This window comes from Bombilactobacillus bombi (assembly GCF_013607485.1).
Taxonomy (GTDB): Bacteria; Bacillota; Bacilli; order Lactobacillales; family Lactobacillaceae; genus Bombilactobacillus; species Bombilactobacillus bombi_A.
This window is the reverse complement of the sequence record NZ_SCHP01000023.1, coordinates 1-18,564: the sequence shown is the minus strand read 5'-3', so window position 1 is coordinate 18,564 and position 18,564 is coordinate 1. Positions and strand designations below refer to the sequence as shown.

Sequence of the window (18,564 nt, the reverse complement as noted above, 5' to 3'; positions counted from 1 at the left end):
TCCTTGGCGCATTTTATCGAGGCTATTTTGAATTAAATCTTCGGTTTGAGTGTCAATACTGGCAGTAGCTTCATCTAATACTAAAATAGCTGGTTGAGTAACTATAGTACGGGCAAACGAGATTAACTGTTTTTGTCCTGCCGATAAACCATTGCCACCAGGAGTAATATGAGTATGATATTGCTCTGGCAATTTCCGAATAAATTCATCCGCATGTACCAATTGAGCCGCTGCTTTAATATGTTCATCATTGATATTTTGATTATAGAGCCGGATATTAAAATTAACATCACCATTGAACAAATAAGAATCTTGTAAAACTAAGCCAATTTTTTGCCGAATTTCACTTATGGGTAATTCCCGAATGTCAAAACCATCAATTAAAATTCGTCCTTTCTGGAATTCATAAAAGCGTAAAAGTATATTAATAATTGTACTTTTACCGCTGCCCGTATGACCGACAATACCTAAACTTTCGCCTGGTTTAACTTTGAAGCTAACGTCGTGTAAAACCTCAGGACCATTAGGATAAGCAAAACTGACATGTTGAAATTCTATTGTTCCTTTAGTTATTTGAGCTTGATGATTGATTTGCTGATGTGGCCCCTGTTCATTACTATCTAGAATATGAAACGCCCGTGAACCCGCAACTACTCCGTCTTGAAAAAAAGACAAAGTATCCATCATATTCGTGATCGGGTTAAAAAATTGGCTTACATAAGTTGTAAAAGCATAAATCATTCCCGCCTGTACAAAACCAATGTGGGCGTGCCAACCCAAAATATACATTGCTGCTATTAAAGCTAGCGTATACAATAAATTAACAATTGGCGATAATAGCAAAGAATTAATCCGAATCATCGAACGGCGTGCTTGCAGGTATTCGTTATTAGTATGTTCAAATTCTTGTTGAATACGCCGTTGCTGCCGAAAATTTTGAATAATTTCAATACCTTGAATAGTTTCACTGATACGAGTATTGATATCACTGAGTTTTTGTCGCATGTACCGATAAGCGCTAGAACTATACTTGTTATATACCCAGATTGACAAGACTAATAGTGGGAAAAATAACATAACTGCGCTCGCAGCCCAACGATCAGTTAGCCACATTGCTACTACCGCCGAAATAATGGAAACAATTCCCACCAGTCCTGACAAAAATACCTGCATAAAATCAGCTAGAGAAATCGTATCATTATTAACCCGTGAAACTATTGATCCTGCCGGTGTCCGATCAAAATAACTCATACCCAAATAATGCAGCTTAGAAAAAAGTGAACGGCGCAAATCTTCCAACATATATTCACTACCCATAATAAAAGAATACGTAGTAAAAAACTGCCCAAAACTACGAATAATTACTCCTAAAAGATATAAGGCTCCACTAGCAAAAATTATTTTTTCGGCCAAAGTTATTTTGGAAAGATAATGATCCATATAATATTGTAAAAAGCGTGGCAATAAGACATTCATAGTTGACTGTACCACAACTGCAAACACAGCTAGTAAAAATGCAGGCCAATATTTCATGGCAATTTTTAATAAACGTTGAACAATTTTAAATTGCTCTTTGGTAGGAATACTTCGATAATTATTAGTTGCTCGCATAACTGCCTCCTTTCTTTAATCATCTTCAAAAGTTCATTTGCTGGCGTTGCCACATATCCTGATACCAACCAGGTTCCTGCAACAGCTGTTGATGACTTCCGCGTTGGATTACATGACCTTGATCCAAAACTAAAATTTCATCAGCATCGATTACACTGCGTAAACGTTGTGTAATAATAATGCGCGATTGCTGCAAATTACCTAAATGGCGCATATTTTGATTAATCTCAACTTCAGTTTTGGCATCAACTGCCGAAGTAGAATCATCTAAAATTAAAATTTTTGGTGTTCCTAAAAGTGCCCGAGCAAGAGCTACTCGTTGTTTTTGACCACCAGATAAAGAAATTCCGCGTTCTCCCACCAAAGTTTGATAACCTTGACTTAAATTATGAATATCTTCGGCTATTGCTCCCTGCTCGGCCGCTGTTTCCACTGAATCATCATTACTATCATAATTAGAAAAGCGAATATTATTTTTAATGGTTGTGGAGAATAAAAAACTAGTTTGCGGCACATAACCAATATTTGATAATAAAGTATCTAAAGAATAATCACGAATGTCGTGTCCATCTAAAGTTATCTGTCCTTGATAATCATCAAAACGGCGTAAAATTAGTTTAACAATTGTACTTTTACCAGAACCAACGCGGCCAACAATTCCTAATGTTTTTCCTGGAATTAGTTCAAAATGTACATTTGTTAACACAGGCTGATTTCCATCAGGATAAGAAAAAGATTGTACTTGAAAATGTAATTCTCCACGTTTAACCTTTGTTAATCCCTGAAAATTATTACTTATTTGCGATTCTTCTTGCAAAATATTTTGAATGCGATCATAACTTGCATTACCTCGTTCTAAAACATTAAATAAACGCCCAATTGCAAACATTGGCCAGACTAAAGCATTAATATAGCCAACAAAAGCAATTAATTGTCCGATAGTAATTACATGATTAATAATTAAATGCGAACCATATAGAATAGTAATCACAAATGTCAAACCGATTATTAGCCCAGTTAAGGGGTCAAATAAAGCATCAATAAAATTAACCTTCCGGTTAACATCAATAGTTTTACCAACCAAATGATTAAAGTCAGCAATATCCGCTTTTTCCTGTCCAAAAGCTTTAATTACTTTGATGCCTGTCATACTTTCTTGAGTCTTATTATTAAGTTGGGAAAAGGCAGCTTGTGATTGAGAAAAACGATCGTGAAGTTTTTCTCCTAAATACCAAGCCATTACCGCTAATAACGGCAGCGGAATAATAGCTACAGCTGTTAATTTCCAATCTACAAATAAAATCATCGCAATAATAGTCATACTGCCAGTTATAATAGAATCAGCTAGTGTCAAAATTCCTACTCCAGCAACATTTTGCACAGCAGAAATATCATTAGTTGAGCGCGCCATTAAGTCACCAACCCGATGACGTTTAAAAAACATTTCATCCATATTTAAATAATGCCAAAATAATTGACTGCGCATTTGCTGTTCTAAATCAGCGGCACCGCCCCAAATTTGGTTGCGCCACCCATAGCGAAAGCCATATTGACCAATACCCGCCACAAAAATGATGACTAAAACAGTCACAATATGTGAAGTAGTAAGCTGGCGTTGATTAGCCCAGTCAGCAAATTGTCCAATTGCTTGGGGAATAATCAAATTCGTAACCGCTGTCAAAGCTAAAAAAACTATTCCAATAAAGTAACGGCGCTTTTGGCGACGAAAGAACCAATTTAACTTCTTAAAGATTCCCATTTTGCGCCTCCATAAAAATATTTAATATTTACTTTAGTAATTATTGTCATAAAATGCAATAAAAAAAGCAGCTTTACGCCACTTTTTCAATCGGATATTTTGCAATTACTTTTTTGCTTGATTTTTCATTAATTGCATCATTTGGTTTAACTTCTTTTGTGAAGGCTTTTGTCCCATTTGCGCCATCATTTGCCGCATCATATCTGCTGAAATCGGCGGATTTTCCTGTAAATAATGTTTCATATAAGCCCGTGCGCCAAAAAAGCCACCAATTAATCCGATAATTAGCATAACAATGCCAACTATAATTGTAATACCCATTTTCACTCCACCTTTAATCTCAAGATACTCTTTTAGTGTATAAGATTTTAGTTATTTTAGCAAAGTTAATCTGGCCGCCAGCCGTTCTTTTTTTGAATTTTTCGCACCTTAGCGGGAGTAATTTCTCGTCCTTGACGGTTATAAAGCTTGGTATGCAGCAATTGTTGCTTAAATCCTTGACGAAAATTAGCCAAGTACTCCTGCCTCAACGTCTGCTGTTCTAGCTTTTCTGCTTCGTCTAAGCCGACAGTTTTTTGCCGGTGGGCCAATTCATTAATCCTGCTAATTAACTGATTTTGCCGTTTATTTTCGTTAAGTTCTACCATTTAATTCTCCTTGCTTGCGAACATATGTTTGAAACTAACTATCGCGTATGCTATTCTAATAATAAAGAATACTAGGAGTATATCAATGCGTCAAACAATTAGTGCTAAACAAAAGGCAATTTTACAATGCATTTATGATTATATTAAAAGTCGAAGTTATCCGCCAACCGTTCGGGAAATTTGTGAGGAAGTAGGATTGTCTTCAACTTCTACAGTCCATGGTTATCTTTCACGACTTCAAAGCCACGGTTTTTTACAGCGTAATCCAACTAAGCCTCGGGCTCTAGAGATAACTAATGCCGGTTTAGAAGCGATTAATGCCAAACAAGACCAAATCCCAATATTGGGAATAGTTACCGCTGGTGAGCCAATTTTGGCCATCCAACAAAATGCTACTGACTTTTTCCCTTTACCGCCTGATTTACAGACCATAGATGGCAATCTATTTATGCTGACTATCCAAGGCCACAGCATGATTAATGCTGGTATCCTAGATGGTGATCAAGTCATTGTACGTCAACAGCATACCGCAGAAAATGGTGAAATAGTTATTGCAATGAACGCTGACAATGAAGCAACATGCAAAAGATTCTACCAAGAAAATGGCCATATCCGCTTACAACCTGAAAATGATGAGTTTCAACCTATCATTTTAGATAAAGTCACTATTTTAGGTAAAGTGGTAGGTTTATACCGAACTCATATTTTTTAAAGGTCACTTTTGAAGATATGAATTTGAATTTATTCAATAACAAGGGGTTGAGACTTTATTTTTGTCTCAACCCCTTGTTCGGATTAAACTTGTAATCTGCCCAATATAAAAAGTTATCCCTCTGATTTTTTAAAAAGCAAATGAACACCACCACCAGGTATTGGAGTGGATTCTTTTAATGGATACGGTGTATTGTTGTAATCCGCCCATAATTCTACAAAGGATTTTGCATCTCTGTTGCCTTCTACATAGGGAGCAACAGTAAGAGATATCTCATCAATTAAGCTATCTCTAAAAAATGCACCATTAAGGACAGCCCCACCACATAACACAACATTTTCGATACCGAACTTTGTTTTTAGTTTAATCAAAGCCATATTCAAATCCATCGTTGAAGAAGACTCACCAGCAAAAATATATGGGATTCCAACTTCCCGTAAATAAGCAAGATATTCTTTCTTAGCATCTTTCGTTAATATTTCGACGATTAGTAATCGTTTTCCTAGATGTTCAAAATGACTTTTCGCCCAGTTACATTTACCTTTTCTATCAAAACTTAAGAAATAATACTTATCAGGATCTTTGATGACGTAATCTTCATCATCAATCTCAGTATTTTCATATTTTTTAAAATCTACTTCAGCACGTCCGACTACATTTAAAGACTCTACATTCGTTGCTCTTCCTACTGCCATAGCAGTTCCAAATTGTGTAAATAAGGTTTCATAGTAAAACCCAAAAGTTTGTTCAGTTAATGGCTCCCTTGCATACTGTCCATTTATTTTTCCGTCAATTGATGTGACCATATGACAAATTACATTACTTCTTTCCATACTATAGTCTCCTTTACCGGTTATATGATGATATATACTTAGATTCTCGTCTTCCCCCTCATTTCTAGAATTGTACCATTATGATTTTCTTCCTACTAATCACTTCCTTTCAGACCTTAGAACAAGTAAATCTAGTTTTGACAATCGAATTAATAATAGCCCACAGTGCCATTTATATATATCTACGCCATTGTTTTATGATATTGACTGACATTCATCCCAGTCCGAATGAAGAATACCCGTAATAAGGATTATACTTCGGCATAATTTAGAAGATAGACAATATTAGCATAGGACCTATCCTTAATTTTAAAAAGCTTTTACAGTATCTTCCAAGAGTCTATTCAGCTGTTTTTGAAACTTAAGCTGTTTGTTCTTGCTTTAATTTTCTTTGTATTAAGCGTTTTATTAGTATTCAGTTTACAAACTAAATCTCCAATGGAATTTGTGCTAATGGTTAATAAATCACTAAAACACTACGAACTTTTGTACTCAAGGAATTACGCACATCTAATAGAAATGTCAAATACTTCAACATCGAGGAATAACTGTTGAAAAAGATAATGTTACTTTCTCTAGAGTCAGTGTTTTCATGTATTCTTTGATAGAACCACAGAATCTACTTGATGTTACAACCTGACTGATATGTTGCTCGTTCGATTTCTAAGTACTTTTGCACAGGGCTTCAGCCAACATATTCTGCCACTGACTGATAGCCTGTGGGCTTCTTAATACTTACTCAAACTGGGACTTTCGCCATCGGTAATAAAAGACCTGCTGGATAAGCAACGAAGAAAATAACTCTGAAAATTTCCCAGTGACTAGTCTTTATCGTAAAAATTATCCGTTAAGTCTATATCTTTTTCTATCTTGTAGATGTCGCGCCTCTATCAACGGAAATCGTTGTAGCGTTCATCGCACTTGCTCCGTCACAAAGCAACCAAACAATGGTGTGTGCACATTCCTCTGGTTCCAACATCGTCCCCCGATGAACCCGATCGGTTTTATTGGAAAATTTGTGACCTAGTTGTTCCCAGTGACTCTTGATTAATGGTGTAGCCGTAGCCACAGGAGCGATGCCGTTGATACGGATTCCTTGTGTGGCCAATTCCAGCCCCTAGAGACTTCACCAAGCCTACGACAGCATGTTTTGCCGCTGTATAGGCAAGTTTCTGAGGCAGTTCCAATCAATCCTTGAATGGAAGAAACTTCCACGATGGCATATCCATCTCCGCCCTGTTTCAACATTTGCTCTGTCTGTTCCTGTAATAACCACCAATGTCCTCGAAGATTAGTGTCCATCACATTATCATAATCTTCATCGGCTATTTTCGTAGAACTTAGCTCCGGCTGCTCCGCCAAAGATTCCCGCTACGTTTGCAGCATAATCAATGCGACCCCATAACGCCACTGTTTTACTGATAAGATCAAACACACTATCCTTGTCGCGAATATCAATTAAGATAAATGTTGCTTGATATCCTTTTTTGGAGATCTTTGACTACACGCTGACCTTTTCCTAATTAAAATCAGCTATTACAACTTTAGCACCGGATGTAGCAAGCAACTCACTAGTCGCTAGCCCCATACCATCAGCCCCACCTACAACTAGGGTCACTTTATCTGTAAAATCATACTGAACGTTCATAATTTTCCTCACTTTCTTTACATAGAGTAAACGCACTAGATTACAAGCAGAACCTTCTTACTACCAAGTTTAATCTTTCAAAAAGTATTACTTTGGATAGACGACACCAGCCATTTTTTCGCTTTGATCCCACAAAGATCGAGCAACTTCAGAATCATTGGCTAACTTATGAGGTTTAGCAATCTTACGTTTATAATAATATTGTCCCGGCTGCCAATCCTTTACTGGTTGTGTTGTTGCCAACCACACACCAGTGTCTGCTCCTTGATCAGGCGGAATCATAGAAAAAATCCGTTGAGCAAACTTCGACCGGAGAGCAAAACTGTACATTCCATGAATAAACCCTTCTGCTTCTGAAGCAAAGTTTGACAACACATTGCCTGGGTGGAAGGCTACCATAGAGACGCCTGAATTTCCGTATCGTTTGGTGAATTCCTTGGCAAAAAGAATCCCTTCTAGTTTTGCATTCCCATAAGCGCTAGTATTACTGTATTTTTTCTCCATATTTAAATCGTTGATATCTAACTTACTCAAAACACTATTCCCCACACTAGAGGTATTAATTACTGTAGCGTGTCCAGCAACCAAATTGTCAAAAAGAATCTGAGTCAATAAGAAATGGGCCAAGTAGTTAATTTGAAAGGTCTTTTCAAAACCATCCACCGTTACCACCCGTTTGCCATAAATCCCCCCAGCATTATTAAAGAGAATATGAATCTTCGGATATTTCTCCTTCAATGCTTGACCTAGTTTGCGAACTTCGTCTAACTTCGTAAAATCTGTGACATAGTAAGGAACATTCAGCTCTTTACCCACAGCCATGGTTTTTTTTGGTGAACGACCGATAATCACCACCTGATAGCCTTTTTCCTTCATTTGAGTAGCAATAGCTTTTCCAATACCATCGCTTGCTCCGGTTACAATTACTGTTTTCCCGTTCATAATATACTTCCTTCCATCTCTTCACATCTAATTATAAAAGGTTGACGCTAAAAATGAATAACATAACGTGCCTTTATCATAGCTAAAAGCGCCATTCATTTGTTTTCATAAAGTTCCCCGATAAGCAGTAATCGTCTGGCCAGTCCAATTCTTAAAGGCTCTGGAAAAAGAAGCCGGTTCCTTATAACCCACCAAATATGCAATCTCTCCGGTAGAAAGCTCTTGGGTGTCCATATATCTTAGAGCTAACAATTTTTGGACCTTCTGCACCAGCTGCGCAAAGGTCACTCCTTGTTCTTTTAATTTCCGCTGCATGGTCCGCACACTAACACCTAGAGATTTTGCGACTTCACCCCGAGAAAATCGATCACTAGGAATGGCGGTAAAGAGTGCTTTTTCCACAAGATTTAAAAAAGAATGATCCTTCGATAGTTCCTCTAAGCGACGCTTTAACTCTGGTTCCAAGTACTCCCACATCACGTTGTTTTGGGTGATGAACGGTATCTGTACATCCTCTGTGCGAAATACTAAGGAATTGTGATCAGCCAATTCCGGCTGTACTTCTAAATAATCCACTAATAAATGACTGTACTCATAAGGACTAGTAACACTCACCGGAACAATATCTTTTCCTGTCCCCGTACGTATTAAGCTAAGCAGAACTAGCTGTTCATTTAACAGAGTAAACCGAGGCATATCAACACCTTCAATAGCAAAACTTAACTTAATGGTCAGCGTTTCTGACTGTTCATCGATAGACACGACTAAGGGACAAATCAATTGCTTGTACAAGCCAAAGCGATGAAAGGCCTCCTGGGAATTTTTCGCACAGAGTGCCACAAAAAAGGGTGGCATAAAGTTATGAATATTCTTCACTTCACTGAAAGCGAGAATTTGTTCATCGGTAATATCCTTGTCTAGCTCCCCTAGAAACTTAACGTAATCCCCAGGGGATAGTTCTAATTCTTCCTTCCATAACACGTTGGGAATAGAGGCTCGTTCCAAAAGATCGTCCAATTGTATCCCAACCCCCTGAATAAATGCTTGAAATTGCTTCGAAATCGTAACCTTCATCTTGATTCGCTCCTTTATATTGCCATAATAATGCTAAATTTCCCTGACAACAATTTCACTAACTTTATTCTATTATAGGTAATAATTCAAGCAAACGAAATGATATTAAGCGCCACACATTATTCATTTCGTGCCATAAAGTGTATGAAGCCTTTGCTTGAAATAGCTCCTGATGATCACTGTTGCAAAGTATAATTCCTCTTCTCTCAAATGTAATTCACATAAAGAAATGTTAACAATCTTTATCTTTGTAATCATTTTAGCTATTAAAGGTCGCAGATTCTATAATTAATCCGAACAGCATTAATTATAGAATCTGCGGGTAATAAAAAAAGACGTTCAAATCTGTAGTTTTGAACGTCTAATCTATTGTATTACTATTAGTTTTCTTTGTTTGCGATAAGTTACTTCTTTGTTTATAGATTTTGATTCTTCGATAATCAAATCCTATTTCTGCCATCAATTCTTCCCAATTTTTATTTGTTCTTTTCATAATTGTATCAACTGACGGAAGTTTCGAGGATTGGACAAGTTTTCGAAATTTCGTCATTGATATTTCTTAGTTCAAGCATCAGTTCAAACTCAGTAAGTGAAGGTATCTCTATTTTCTTTCTGAACAGAGGCTTTACATCTCCAAGCCTCTTTTTCAATGTAATTAACGAAGGAACATCTTTTCCCACCGATTTTTTAAGGGTCACTTTTGAAGATGTGAATTTAAATTTATTCAATAACAAGGGGTTGAGACTTTATTTTTGTCTCAACCCCTTGTTCGATAAATTAAAGATTATTTAAATAGCAATTATAAAAACATTATAAATAAATTGTCTCTACAAAACTACTTACGACGCTTCTCGGCAATACGAGCAGCCTTTCCACGTAATGAACGCAAGTAATACAACTTAGCACGACGAACACGTCCATGACGAACTACTTCAATCTTAGAAACCCGAGGAGAGTGTAACGGGAAAGTTCTTTCAACACCAACACCACTACTAATCTTACGAACAGTGTAAGTAGCACTGATACCAGAGCCTCGACGACGGATTACAACTCCTTCAAAAAGCTGAATACGTTCGCGGGTACCTTCAACAACTTTAGCATAAACACGCACAGTATCTCCTGCACGAAAATCAGGAATATCAACACGCAATTGAGATTTTGTTACCTGATCAATTAATGGACTTTTACTCATAATACTTCTCCTTTACTGATACTCATGTAAATCTAAACATTACAGCGGAATATCGTTGTATTGTGTAAACACACAACTTTTATCATAGCATATTTTTAATTTTTGTAAAGTTAATTTTGCTCAGTTAATAATTGGGCTAAATATTGGCGGTCTGCTTCTGTCAACGGGGCCTTCTGCAAAAGATCTGGGCGTTGCAAATAAGTTTTCTTTAAGGCCTCTTGCCGCCGCCACTGTGCAATTTTTTGGTGATTGCCACTTAACAAAACATCCGGAACCTTTAACCCCCGATATTCTGCAGGCCTAGTATACTGTGGATACTCTAATAGTCCAGCGCTAAAAGAATCAGAATAAGCAGAGGTTTCATTACCTAAAACCCCCGGAATAAAGCGTGCTAGAGCATCAATCATTAGCATAGACGCCATTTCGCCGCCCGTGATGACAAAATCTCCAATAGACAAGCGATCTGTAGCCAACTTCTCAATGCGCGCATCAAAGCCTTCATAATGTCCGCAAATAAATACCAAATGTTGCTCCTGAGCTAAATCTTGAGCAACTTTTTGATTAAACTTCTGACCAGCTGGATCTAATAGAATAACCCGCTTAAAATTAGGATCTTCTTGATTAATTTGATCCATTGCCCGATAAATTGGCGGTGGCGCTAATAACATCCCCGCTCCACCACCATAGGGAGTATCATCCACATGATGATGTTTATCAGTTGAATACTTTCTAAAATCACAAACATCAATTTTTAAAATACCCTTTTGTTGGGCCTTTCCCAAAAGAGATTCGTCGAGCGCGGTAAACATTTTAGGAAAAAGTGTTAAAACATCAATTTTCATCTATTAGTCCTTCTGGCAAATCAACATATGCAGTTTGGGTATCGAGATCTACGGTTTTTAAGGTTGATTTTAAGATGGGTATCAAAATTTCTTGTCCTTGTTGATTACGAACATTCCAAACATCATTAGGACCTAAATTCATAATATCCACTACTTGACCTAACTCACCGTATTGAGCATCTTGAACCTTTATTCCCATAATATCTTTGTAAAAGTATTGTCCTTCTTCTAATGAGGGCATCACCGAAGTATCAGCAAACAATTCCAAACCCTTATATTTTTCTGCTTGATTGAGATCATCTATTCCCATTAATTTCAAGAGCCAAAAGCGCTGTTGAGGCCGAACTTGTTCGACTATAAAAGCTTGATAATCAACAGCAGTTTTAATAAAGACTTGAGCTTGTTTAGCAAAACGCTCCGCAGGAAAATCGGTAGTTGAATTAATTTTTAATTCACCGCGGTTACCGTGTGTATTAATGATTTTTCCAATCCGAACATATTGTTTTTGCGCCATTTACTTCATCCTTAAATTCTTTATTATCCCTTAATATTGATTATACAAAGAAGAGGCCTGGAATAAACTTATCCGCGCCCCTTCTTATCACAAGTTAATCATTATTTAATTCTGGAATGATATTAAGTTTAACTTTTTTAGTATCATCATGATTTTGTGAATATACAACTGTACGAATTGCTTGAGCAACACGTCCTTGTTTACCAATAATACGTCCTGCATCACGACCACTAACATGTAAATTATAAATTAGATAATCTTCTTGCTGATCAGTTGTTAATGATACTTGCTCTTTATCATCAGTTAAAGGCAAAACAATTGCTTTAATAAGATCACCAATATCCGATTTCATATCTTAATCCTACGACTATTTGGCTTTCTTTGCTAATTTAAGTTCATGAAATTGTTTCATAATACCCTTTTTTGATAACAAATTCCGCACAGTATCAGATGGTTGTGCACCTTTTTGCAACCAATCTAAAATTGCGGCTTCATCAATTTTGAATTCTTCCTTGCGTAAAGGATTATAATGTCCAACTTCTTGAATAAAGCGGCCATCACGAGGTGAACGTGAATCTGCTACTACTATACGATAGAAAGGACGCTTTTTACTACCCATACGCCGCATACGAATTTTAACTGCCATAATTAATTCCTCCAAATAATTTCTTAACGTGTGTAATTATACTGAATATTTAACAGTCTGTAAAGACTTTTTTCTTTACAGCTATGATTTAAATCTTTTTACTTTCTTTAAACGCTTCTTTTTCCGCTTTTTATTACGACGTACCATCGATCCCATCGCCATTTTGCCTAATTTCCCCTGCAGACCGGAACCCATCATTTGTTCCATACCATTAAAGTTCCCCTTTGACATTTTTTGCATCATGGTCTGCATTTGCTTAAATTGCTTAATCATGCGGTTAACTTCTTGTATAGGTCGACCCGCACCCGCAGCTAAACGCCGCCGTCGCGAAGGATTCAGTAATTCTGGATTTTGCCTTTCTTGTGGAGTCATCGAATAAACAATTGCTTTTAAATGTTCCAGATCTTGAGGGTCCATTTTTACATTTTGCAAAGCCGGATTATTAGCCATGCCCGGAATCATCTTCATGATTTCATCCATTGGACCCATTTTTTGTACTTGATCCAACTGATCGACAAAGTCATTGAAATCAAAGGTATTTTCCTGCATTTTTCGAGCAAGTTCTTCAGCTTGCTGTTCATCGTAATCTTTCTGTGCTTTTTCGATAAGGGTCATCATGTCGCCCATGCCCAAAATTCGATTAGCCATTCGATCAGGATGAAATACTTCTAAAGCATCTAATTTTTCACCTGAACCCACAAATTTAATCGGTTTTCCAGTCACTGAACGAATAGATAAGGCTGCCCCACCACGGGTGTCACCATCAAGCTTCGTTAAAATGACCCCCGTAATGTCTAAGCGCTCATTAAAGCCCTCAGCAACGTGGGTAGCTGCTTGACCTGTCATGGAATCAACTACTAATAAAATCTCGTCCGGATGAGCTAATTCTTTAATTTTGCTTAATTCATCCATTAATTGTTCATCAATTTCCAAACGACCAGCGGTATCAATTAGGACATAATCATTTTTATTTTGCTCTGCTTGCTGTAAACCATTTTGAACAATTTTTACAGGATCTTGATCAGTACCTTCGTCATAAACTGGTACTGCTAATTGTTCCCCAATAGTCTTTAATTGCTCTATAGCAGCTGGGCGATAAACATCAGCAGCAATAAATAAGGGACGCGCGTGCTGCTGTTCTTTTAAATACCGCGCTAACTTCCCAGCAGATGTCGTTTTACCAGCACCTTGAAGCCCAACCAGCATAATAACTGTTGGAATTTTGGCAGCTTTATTCAGTAAAACTGCCTGTGAACCCATAATCTTAGTTAATTCTTCATCAACAATTTTTATTACTTGTTGTGCTGGTGTAAGGCTATCCAGCACCTCGCTGCCAATTGCTCGTTCCCGAACTGTTTTAATAAAAGTTTTTGTGACATCGAAATTGACATCAGCTTCTAGTAAAGCTAACCGAACTTCACGCATCATTTCACGGACATCGGCTTCGGTAACTTTACCCTTGCCCCGCAATTTAGAAAAAGTTTTTTGGAGCCGCTCACTTAATCCTTCAAAGGCCATTTTATCTTCTCCTATTCCAGCTTCATTAATTCATTGATTATCGACTTTAAGTCTACATCATCAGCATATTTTTGTGCCACTTGTTTTTGTAATTGCTGTAGTAATTGCTCGCGCTGTTGAAAATTACGATATAGATGCAGCTGTTGTTCATAATTAGTTAAAATCTTAACCGTCCGCTGCAAATTATCGTACACTGCTTGCCGGCTAACTTGTTGTAACTGGGCGATTTCACCCAACGAGTAATCATCACCATAGTATAACTGCATATATAAATCCTGTTTTGCCGTTAATAAAGGCTGATAAAAATCATAAAGCATGTTAATTTGTGTAGTTTTTTCAATACTTTCAGTCATCACTTTTTTCCGTTAGTAAGTTGCTAAACAATCCCGTAGCAAATTTTTGCGGATCAAATACTTGTAAGTCTTGCACCTGTTCGCCTAATCCGACCAATTTAACAGGAATATGCAATTCATCATTAATAGCTAGTACAATCCCGCCTTGAGAAGATCCATCGAGTTTTGTCAAAACGATACCAGTGACCTGCGTAGTTTTTTCAAATTGTTTAGCCTGACTTAAAGCGTTTTGCCCTGTAGTAGCATCAATGACTAATAATACTTCATGGGGAGCTTCAGGAATTTCTCGCGTAATAACACGCTTAATCTTCTCTAACTCTTTCATCAAGTTAGTATTATTTTGCAGCCGACCGGCTGTATCCACTAATAAAACATCAAAATTCTTTTCTTTAGCCGTAGCTATAGCTTCAAAAACTACTGCTGCTGGATCAGAACCAGGCTTGCCTGCTACGGTAGTAACGCCTACTTGTTGCCCCCAAGATTGCAGCTGCTCTATCGCGCCAGCACGGAAAGTATCGCCTGCCGCTAAAAGAACTTGATGGCCCTGACTTTTATACTGAGCAGCTAATTTACCAATAGTAGTGGTTTTACCAGCCCCATTGACACCGACAAAAAGAACTATATTTAAACTCCTTTTGGGATCAACATTTAACTTAAAATCATGATTTTGGGCATCTTCCTGATATAATTGTGCCATTTTTTCCACAATTACATGTGAGACTTCTTTTTTGCCTTTCGCGTTTTTTAATTTTACTTCTGCACGTAATGCATCAGAAATTTTCAAAGCCATCTCATAACCAACATCCGCCTGAATGAGTAAATCTTCTAAGTCATCAAAAAAGTCTTCATCAACACTTCGAAAATTAGCCATAAAGGCATTAAACTTATCGCGAAAACTATGACGGGTTTTTTCTAATCCTTGATCGTATTCAGCTTGTTCAGGAACAATATCTTCATTATCCGCTTTACTTGCCGTTGCAACGGACTTAGAAGGTTTATCTATCGGCTCCGTCTGAGCCGTTGGTATGTCTGTCGCAGTTGTTTGTAGATCAGTTTTAGAATCTTGCAAATTTGATGGTGAATAAGGAACTTTTGTTTTATTTGTTTCGTCAGACTCTAAAGGTAGATCCGGTTTGATCGTTGTTTCTGTTTCCGATGTTGCTTTTGTTTCTATTTCTGGTTGCTGTTCAGACTGTTTTGGCTGCTCTTCTTCTGCCGGCTTGGAGGTTTGCTTTTGATCTTCTGCCGGCATTGGCTTTTTTTTCTTCTTAAATATATCAAATAATCCCATTATGATGCCTCATTTCTATTTTGTTTCAAAGCAATAGTAATTACTGAAGAAATCCCCGATTCCTGCATTGTGACTCCATACAAACGATTGACATGCATCATGGTTCCTTTACGGTGCGTAATCACTATAAATTGCGTTTTTTGATCATATTTATTCAAGTAATTAGCGAAGCGTTCCACATTTGCATCATCTAATGAAGCTTCCACTTCATCTAATACACAAAAAGCCACTGGATGAACCTTCAAAATGGCAAACAATAACGTAATAGCTGTCAAAGCCCGCTCGCCACCTGATAGCAGGCTTAAACGTTGTAATTTTTTGCCTGGTGGCTGTGCGACAATTTCAATACCAGTTTCCAGCAGATTACTAGGATTATCAAGTACTAATTGTGCATGTCCCCCTCCAAACATCTGGGGAAAAAGTACTTCAAAGGCTGCTGATACTTGATTAAACATTTTTTCAAAACGTTGTGAGACTTCTTGATCCATTTCCTGCATAGTTTTTTGTAGCTGCCGGCGCGCTGTTAGCAGATCATTTTGCTGTTGAGTTAAAAATTCATAGCGATCTTTAACTTGCGCATAATCTTTTAAAGAACTAAGGTTAACCTCACCTAATTCGCGAATGCCCTTTTGTAGCAGTTGTGCCTGCTTTTTGGCCGGTGTTAACTGCCAATCTGAAGGAATTTTTTGGAAGGCAGCTTCAAAAGATAATTGATATTGCTGTTCAAGAATTGAAAGTTTTTGCCTTATCTGATTAGTTAAATTAGTCAAATTAATAGCAATGTCTTCTTGTTGATTGGTCCAATTTTTTTGTAATTCAAATAAACGCGTAGATTGTTGCTGTAGTGTTTGTGCTGCTTGAATTATTTGTTGGCGTTGCTGTTTAGTATCATGAATTTGAGTTTGAAGCTGATTGAGCTGTTTTTTTAGGTCCTGTATTTGGGATTGGTAATCCTGATTCGAATTGCTCCCACTCGTATTCTGGTTTAGTTCTTGCAGTTGTTCTTGAATGTTTTGATACTGTTGTTGGACTTGCTGCAATTCTTTCTGATTAACTTGCTGTAAATGCTGATGGTTTTGTAAATTATTTTCAGCTAACGCTAATTGGGTTTTATAAGTATGCAGTCGTGCCTCATATACTTGCTTTTGAGCATCAAAATCGGTTAATAGTGCTTGCTGCTGTGTTATTAACTGTTGTTGCTGCTCAATTTTGACAGTTACACCTTGTTGTGATTGCTCATTAGCAGCAGTTTGCGTTTGTAATAAATCTAATTGCTGCTTTAATTGTTGTAATTGAAAATCATGAGCCTGCAGCTGCTGTTGATCATTTTCTTCTTGTTGTTTTTGTAATTGCACTAAATTTTGTAAATCACGTGCCTTTTTTTCCAAATTTTGTGCTTGCTGCTGTTGGTGCTTTTGGGTATCAATGAGAGCTTGAATTTGTTCTTGACTCTTATTGATGAGATTTTGTTGTTCTTTAAGCTGTACTTGGGCAGTTTTTAACCAAGTTTGCAGTTTAGTTATGCGACTACGCTGAGATAATAAATCAACATTGTTTTTGTTTTGGCCACCAGTCATTGCTCCGCCTGGACTAATAATATCACCTTTTAAGGTCACAATTCGAAAGCGATGTTGCGTTAGATTACTAGCTTTTATAGCCGCATCAATATCTGTCACTACTAATAGAGCACCAAAAAGATTTTCCATGACATTACTTAAAGATACTGGGTAAGTAATTAAATCACTGGCTATTCCAATAAAGTAATCCTTAGTTAATAAATCACCTAATTGATTATTAATAATCTTGCGGGATTTAATGATATTTTGAGGTAAAAAGGTAGCACGGCCTGCCCGTTTTTGATGTAAAAAATTAATTGCATCACGAGCAGCCGTCTGTGTGGCAGTGACAATAGACTGTAATTGGGTGTTAGCAGCACTTTGAATAGCAATTTGTAATTTTTCAGGTACCGTAATTAGTTCAGCAACTACCCCAATAATTCCCTTTAAATTTGCTTGCTGATTTAAAACTGCTCTAACACCTTGATAAAAACCTTGATGCTGTTCAACAATTTTCTTTAATGATTGCAATTCTGCCTGGTTTTGCTGCCATATATGCTGTGCTTGCTGAAAGTGTTGCTGTCTAGTAGACAACAAATCTTCATATTGCACTAATTGTTGCTGGTATTGCTGTAATTGATCCTGATTTTGTTGCCAAGATTTATGATAGTGATCATACTGTTGTTGATTTTGCTGTAATTTTTGCTGAGTTTGCTGCAATTGCTGTTTTTTTTGGTGACGCACTTGCTGAAGCTGTGCTTGCTGATGTTGCAGGCGCTCTTGTTGTTGCTGTAAATAATTTTGCTGGTTACGCAAGGACGTTTTTTTCTGCAACAATTCTAAATATTGAGCTTGCAAATCTTTAATTTTTTGGTTAATTTGTTGCGGATCGGCCTGAAAATTGGCTTCCAAAGTTGTTATCTTTTCCTGCAGGGTTTGTATTTGCGCAGTTAAACTCTGCTGTTGTATTTCTTGTTGTTTACTAACAACCTGCAAATCAGTCACCTTTTTCTCCAAGGCACTTTTTTGCGCAGTTAAATTGGACCGATTAGTAGCATTAAAGCCACTGCGTTCTTGGGCCAAAGCTTGTTGCCCTTTCAAAACTTCTAATTGACGACTAAGATTGGTTAATTGAGTTTGATTTTTATCAATCGCACTCGTCAGTTTCTGGTTAGTTTCCCGATTTTGAGCAATGGCAGCATCCGCGCTGTTAACTTGTTGGCTAATTTTTTGTAAATGTGTTTTTGCTTGCTGCTGGCGGGTTAACCACTGCTGCTTTTGCTGATTTAATTGCTGGATTTCTGTTGCTAGAATTAGTTGTTCTAACTTATCATAACGTTGCTTTTGATCTTGATAGTCACGCGCAATGCTAGCCTGTTGTTTTAAAGGTTCTACTTGACGTGCTAATTCTTGAACAATATCACTC

At 37.2% G+C, this 18,564-nt stretch carries 20 protein-coding genes and 1 pseudogene; 1 reads left to right on the top strand and 20 read right to left on the bottom strand.

Annotation, left to right across the window (positions count from 1 at the left end; all coding sequences use genetic code 11):
- The 4 genes from EQ827_RS05710 to EQ827_RS05695 form a co-directional block, all read right to left on the bottom strand.
- Positions 1-1,611, bottom strand: a 1,611-nt coding sequence (locus EQ827_RS05710) for an ABC transporter ATP-binding protein (protein ID WP_181190029.1), incomplete at its 3' end; no start/stop codon positions are given.
- A gap of 25 nt (positions 1,612-1,636) precedes the next feature.
- Entirely contained in the window at positions 1,637-3,370 is a 1,734-nt protein-coding gene (locus EQ827_RS05705) for an ABC transporter ATP-binding protein (RefSeq protein ID WP_181190028.1), read from the bottom strand.
- Positions 3,371-3,475: 105 nt separating this feature from the next.
- Positions 3,476-3,691, bottom strand: coding sequence for a YneF family protein (locus EQ827_RS05700; RefSeq protein ID WP_181190027.1), 216 nt, complete (start codon positions 3,689-3,691; stop codon positions 3,476-3,478).
- 65 nt (positions 3,692-3,756) lie between these two features.
- On the bottom strand, positions 3,757-4,017 hold the full coding sequence (locus tag EQ827_RS05695; RefSeq protein WP_181190026.1) for a DUF896 domain-containing protein: 261 nt from the start codon (positions 4,015-4,017) through the stop codon (positions 3,757-3,759).
- Between the two features lie 85 nt (positions 4,018-4,102).
- Here EQ827_RS05695 and lexA point away from each other — a divergent pair, with 85 nt between their 5' ends.
- A complete protein-coding gene (gene lexA, locus EQ827_RS05690) occupies positions 4,103-4,729 on the top strand; it encodes a transcriptional repressor LexA (protein ID WP_181190025.1) in 627 nt (208 codons plus the stop codon).
- A gap of 113 nt (positions 4,730-4,842) precedes the next feature.
- Here the strand turns inward: lexA and EQ827_RS05685 are convergent, their stop codons facing one another.
- From EQ827_RS05685 to smc, 16 genes and pseudogenes are all read right to left on the bottom strand, one after another.
- Complete coding sequence (locus EQ827_RS05685) at positions 4,843-5,562, bottom strand: dihydrofolate reductase family protein (RefSeq protein ID WP_181190024.1); 720 nt, start codon at positions 5,560-5,562, stop codon at positions 4,843-4,845.
- A gap of 865 nt (positions 5,563-6,427) precedes the next feature.
- Positions 6,428-6,670 (bottom strand): SDR family oxidoreductase, encoded by a 243-nt coding sequence (locus EQ827_RS09250; RefSeq protein WP_181190023.1) that lies wholly within the window; start codon positions 6,668-6,670, stop codon positions 6,428-6,430.
- Positions 6,610-6,924 carry an SDR family NAD(P)-dependent oxidoreductase gene (locus EQ827_RS09245; protein ID WP_181190022.1) on the bottom strand — a complete coding sequence of 105 codons (315 nt, stop codon included), beginning with the start codon at positions 6,922-6,924 and terminating at the stop codon, positions 6,610-6,612. The genes EQ827_RS09250 and EQ827_RS09245 overlap by 61 nt, the downstream gene beginning before the upstream one ends.
- Before the next feature lie 157 nt (positions 6,925-7,081).
- Positions 7,082-7,210 carry a hypothetical protein gene (locus EQ827_RS09110; protein ID WP_258231804.1) on the bottom strand — a complete coding sequence of 43 codons (129 nt, stop codon included), beginning with the start codon at positions 7,208-7,210 and terminating at the stop codon, positions 7,082-7,084.
- An 87-nt stretch (positions 7,211-7,297) separates the two neighbouring features.
- Complete coding sequence (locus EQ827_RS05670) at positions 7,298-8,152, bottom strand: SDR family NAD(P)-dependent oxidoreductase (protein WP_181190021.1); 855 nt, start codon at positions 8,150-8,152, stop codon at positions 7,298-7,300.
- Positions 8,153-8,257: 105 nt separating this feature from the next.
- Positions 8,258-9,157, bottom strand: coding sequence for a helix-turn-helix domain-containing protein (locus tag EQ827_RS05665; RefSeq protein ID WP_181190020.1), 900 nt, complete (start codon positions 9,155-9,157; stop codon positions 8,258-8,260).
- A gap of 430 nt (positions 9,158-9,587) precedes the next feature.
- A pseudogene (locus tag EQ827_RS05660) lies at positions 9,588-9,942 on the bottom strand (hypothetical protein); the annotation flags it as partial.
- 119 nt (positions 9,943-10,061) lie between these two features.
- A complete protein-coding gene (gene rplS, locus EQ827_RS05655) occupies positions 10,062-10,418 on the bottom strand; it encodes a 50S ribosomal protein L19 (RefSeq protein WP_181190019.1) in 357 nt (118 codons plus the stop codon).
- A 110-nt stretch (positions 10,419-10,528) separates the two neighbouring features.
- Complete coding sequence (trmD, locus tag EQ827_RS05650; RefSeq protein WP_181190018.1) at positions 10,529-11,260, bottom strand: tRNA (guanosine(37)-N1)-methyltransferase TrmD; 732 nt, start codon at positions 11,258-11,260, stop codon at positions 10,529-10,531.
- Positions 11,250-11,774 carry a ribosome maturation factor RimM gene (gene rimM, locus EQ827_RS05645; protein WP_181190017.1) on the bottom strand — a complete coding sequence of 175 codons (525 nt, stop codon included), beginning with the start codon at positions 11,772-11,774 and terminating at the stop codon, positions 11,250-11,252. The genes trmD and rimM overlap by 11 nt, the downstream gene beginning before the upstream one ends.
- A gap of 94 nt (positions 11,775-11,868) precedes the next feature.
- On the bottom strand, positions 11,869-12,126 hold the full coding sequence (locus EQ827_RS05640) for a KH domain-containing protein (RefSeq protein WP_181190016.1): 258 nt from the start codon (positions 12,124-12,126) through the stop codon (positions 11,869-11,871).
- A gap of 15 nt (positions 12,127-12,141) precedes the next feature.
- A complete protein-coding gene (gene rpsP, locus EQ827_RS05635; RefSeq protein WP_181190015.1) occupies positions 12,142-12,420 on the bottom strand; it encodes a 30S ribosomal protein S16 in 279 nt (92 codons plus the stop codon).
- A gap of 81 nt (positions 12,421-12,501) precedes the next feature.
- Complete coding sequence (gene ffh / locus EQ827_RS05630) at positions 12,502-13,938, bottom strand: signal recognition particle protein (protein ID WP_181190014.1); 1,437 nt, start codon at positions 13,936-13,938, stop codon at positions 12,502-12,504.
- Positions 13,939-13,949: 11 nt separating this feature from the next.
- Positions 13,950-14,291 carry a putative DNA-binding protein gene (locus tag EQ827_RS05625; protein ID WP_181190013.1) on the bottom strand — a complete coding sequence of 114 codons (342 nt, stop codon included), beginning with the start codon at positions 14,289-14,291 and terminating at the stop codon, positions 13,950-13,952.
- Positions 14,284-15,582 carry a signal recognition particle-docking protein FtsY gene (gene ftsY, locus EQ827_RS05620; protein WP_181190012.1) on the bottom strand — a complete coding sequence of 433 codons (1,299 nt, stop codon included), beginning with the start codon at positions 15,580-15,582 and terminating at the stop codon, positions 14,284-14,286. The genes EQ827_RS05625 and ftsY overlap by 8 nt, the downstream gene beginning before the upstream one ends.
- Positions 15,582-18,564 (bottom strand): chromosome segregation protein SMC (gene smc / locus EQ827_RS05615; protein ID WP_181190011.1); only part of this gene is annotated, 2,983 nt, incomplete at its 5' end. The genes smc and ftsY, both read right to left, overlap by 1 nt.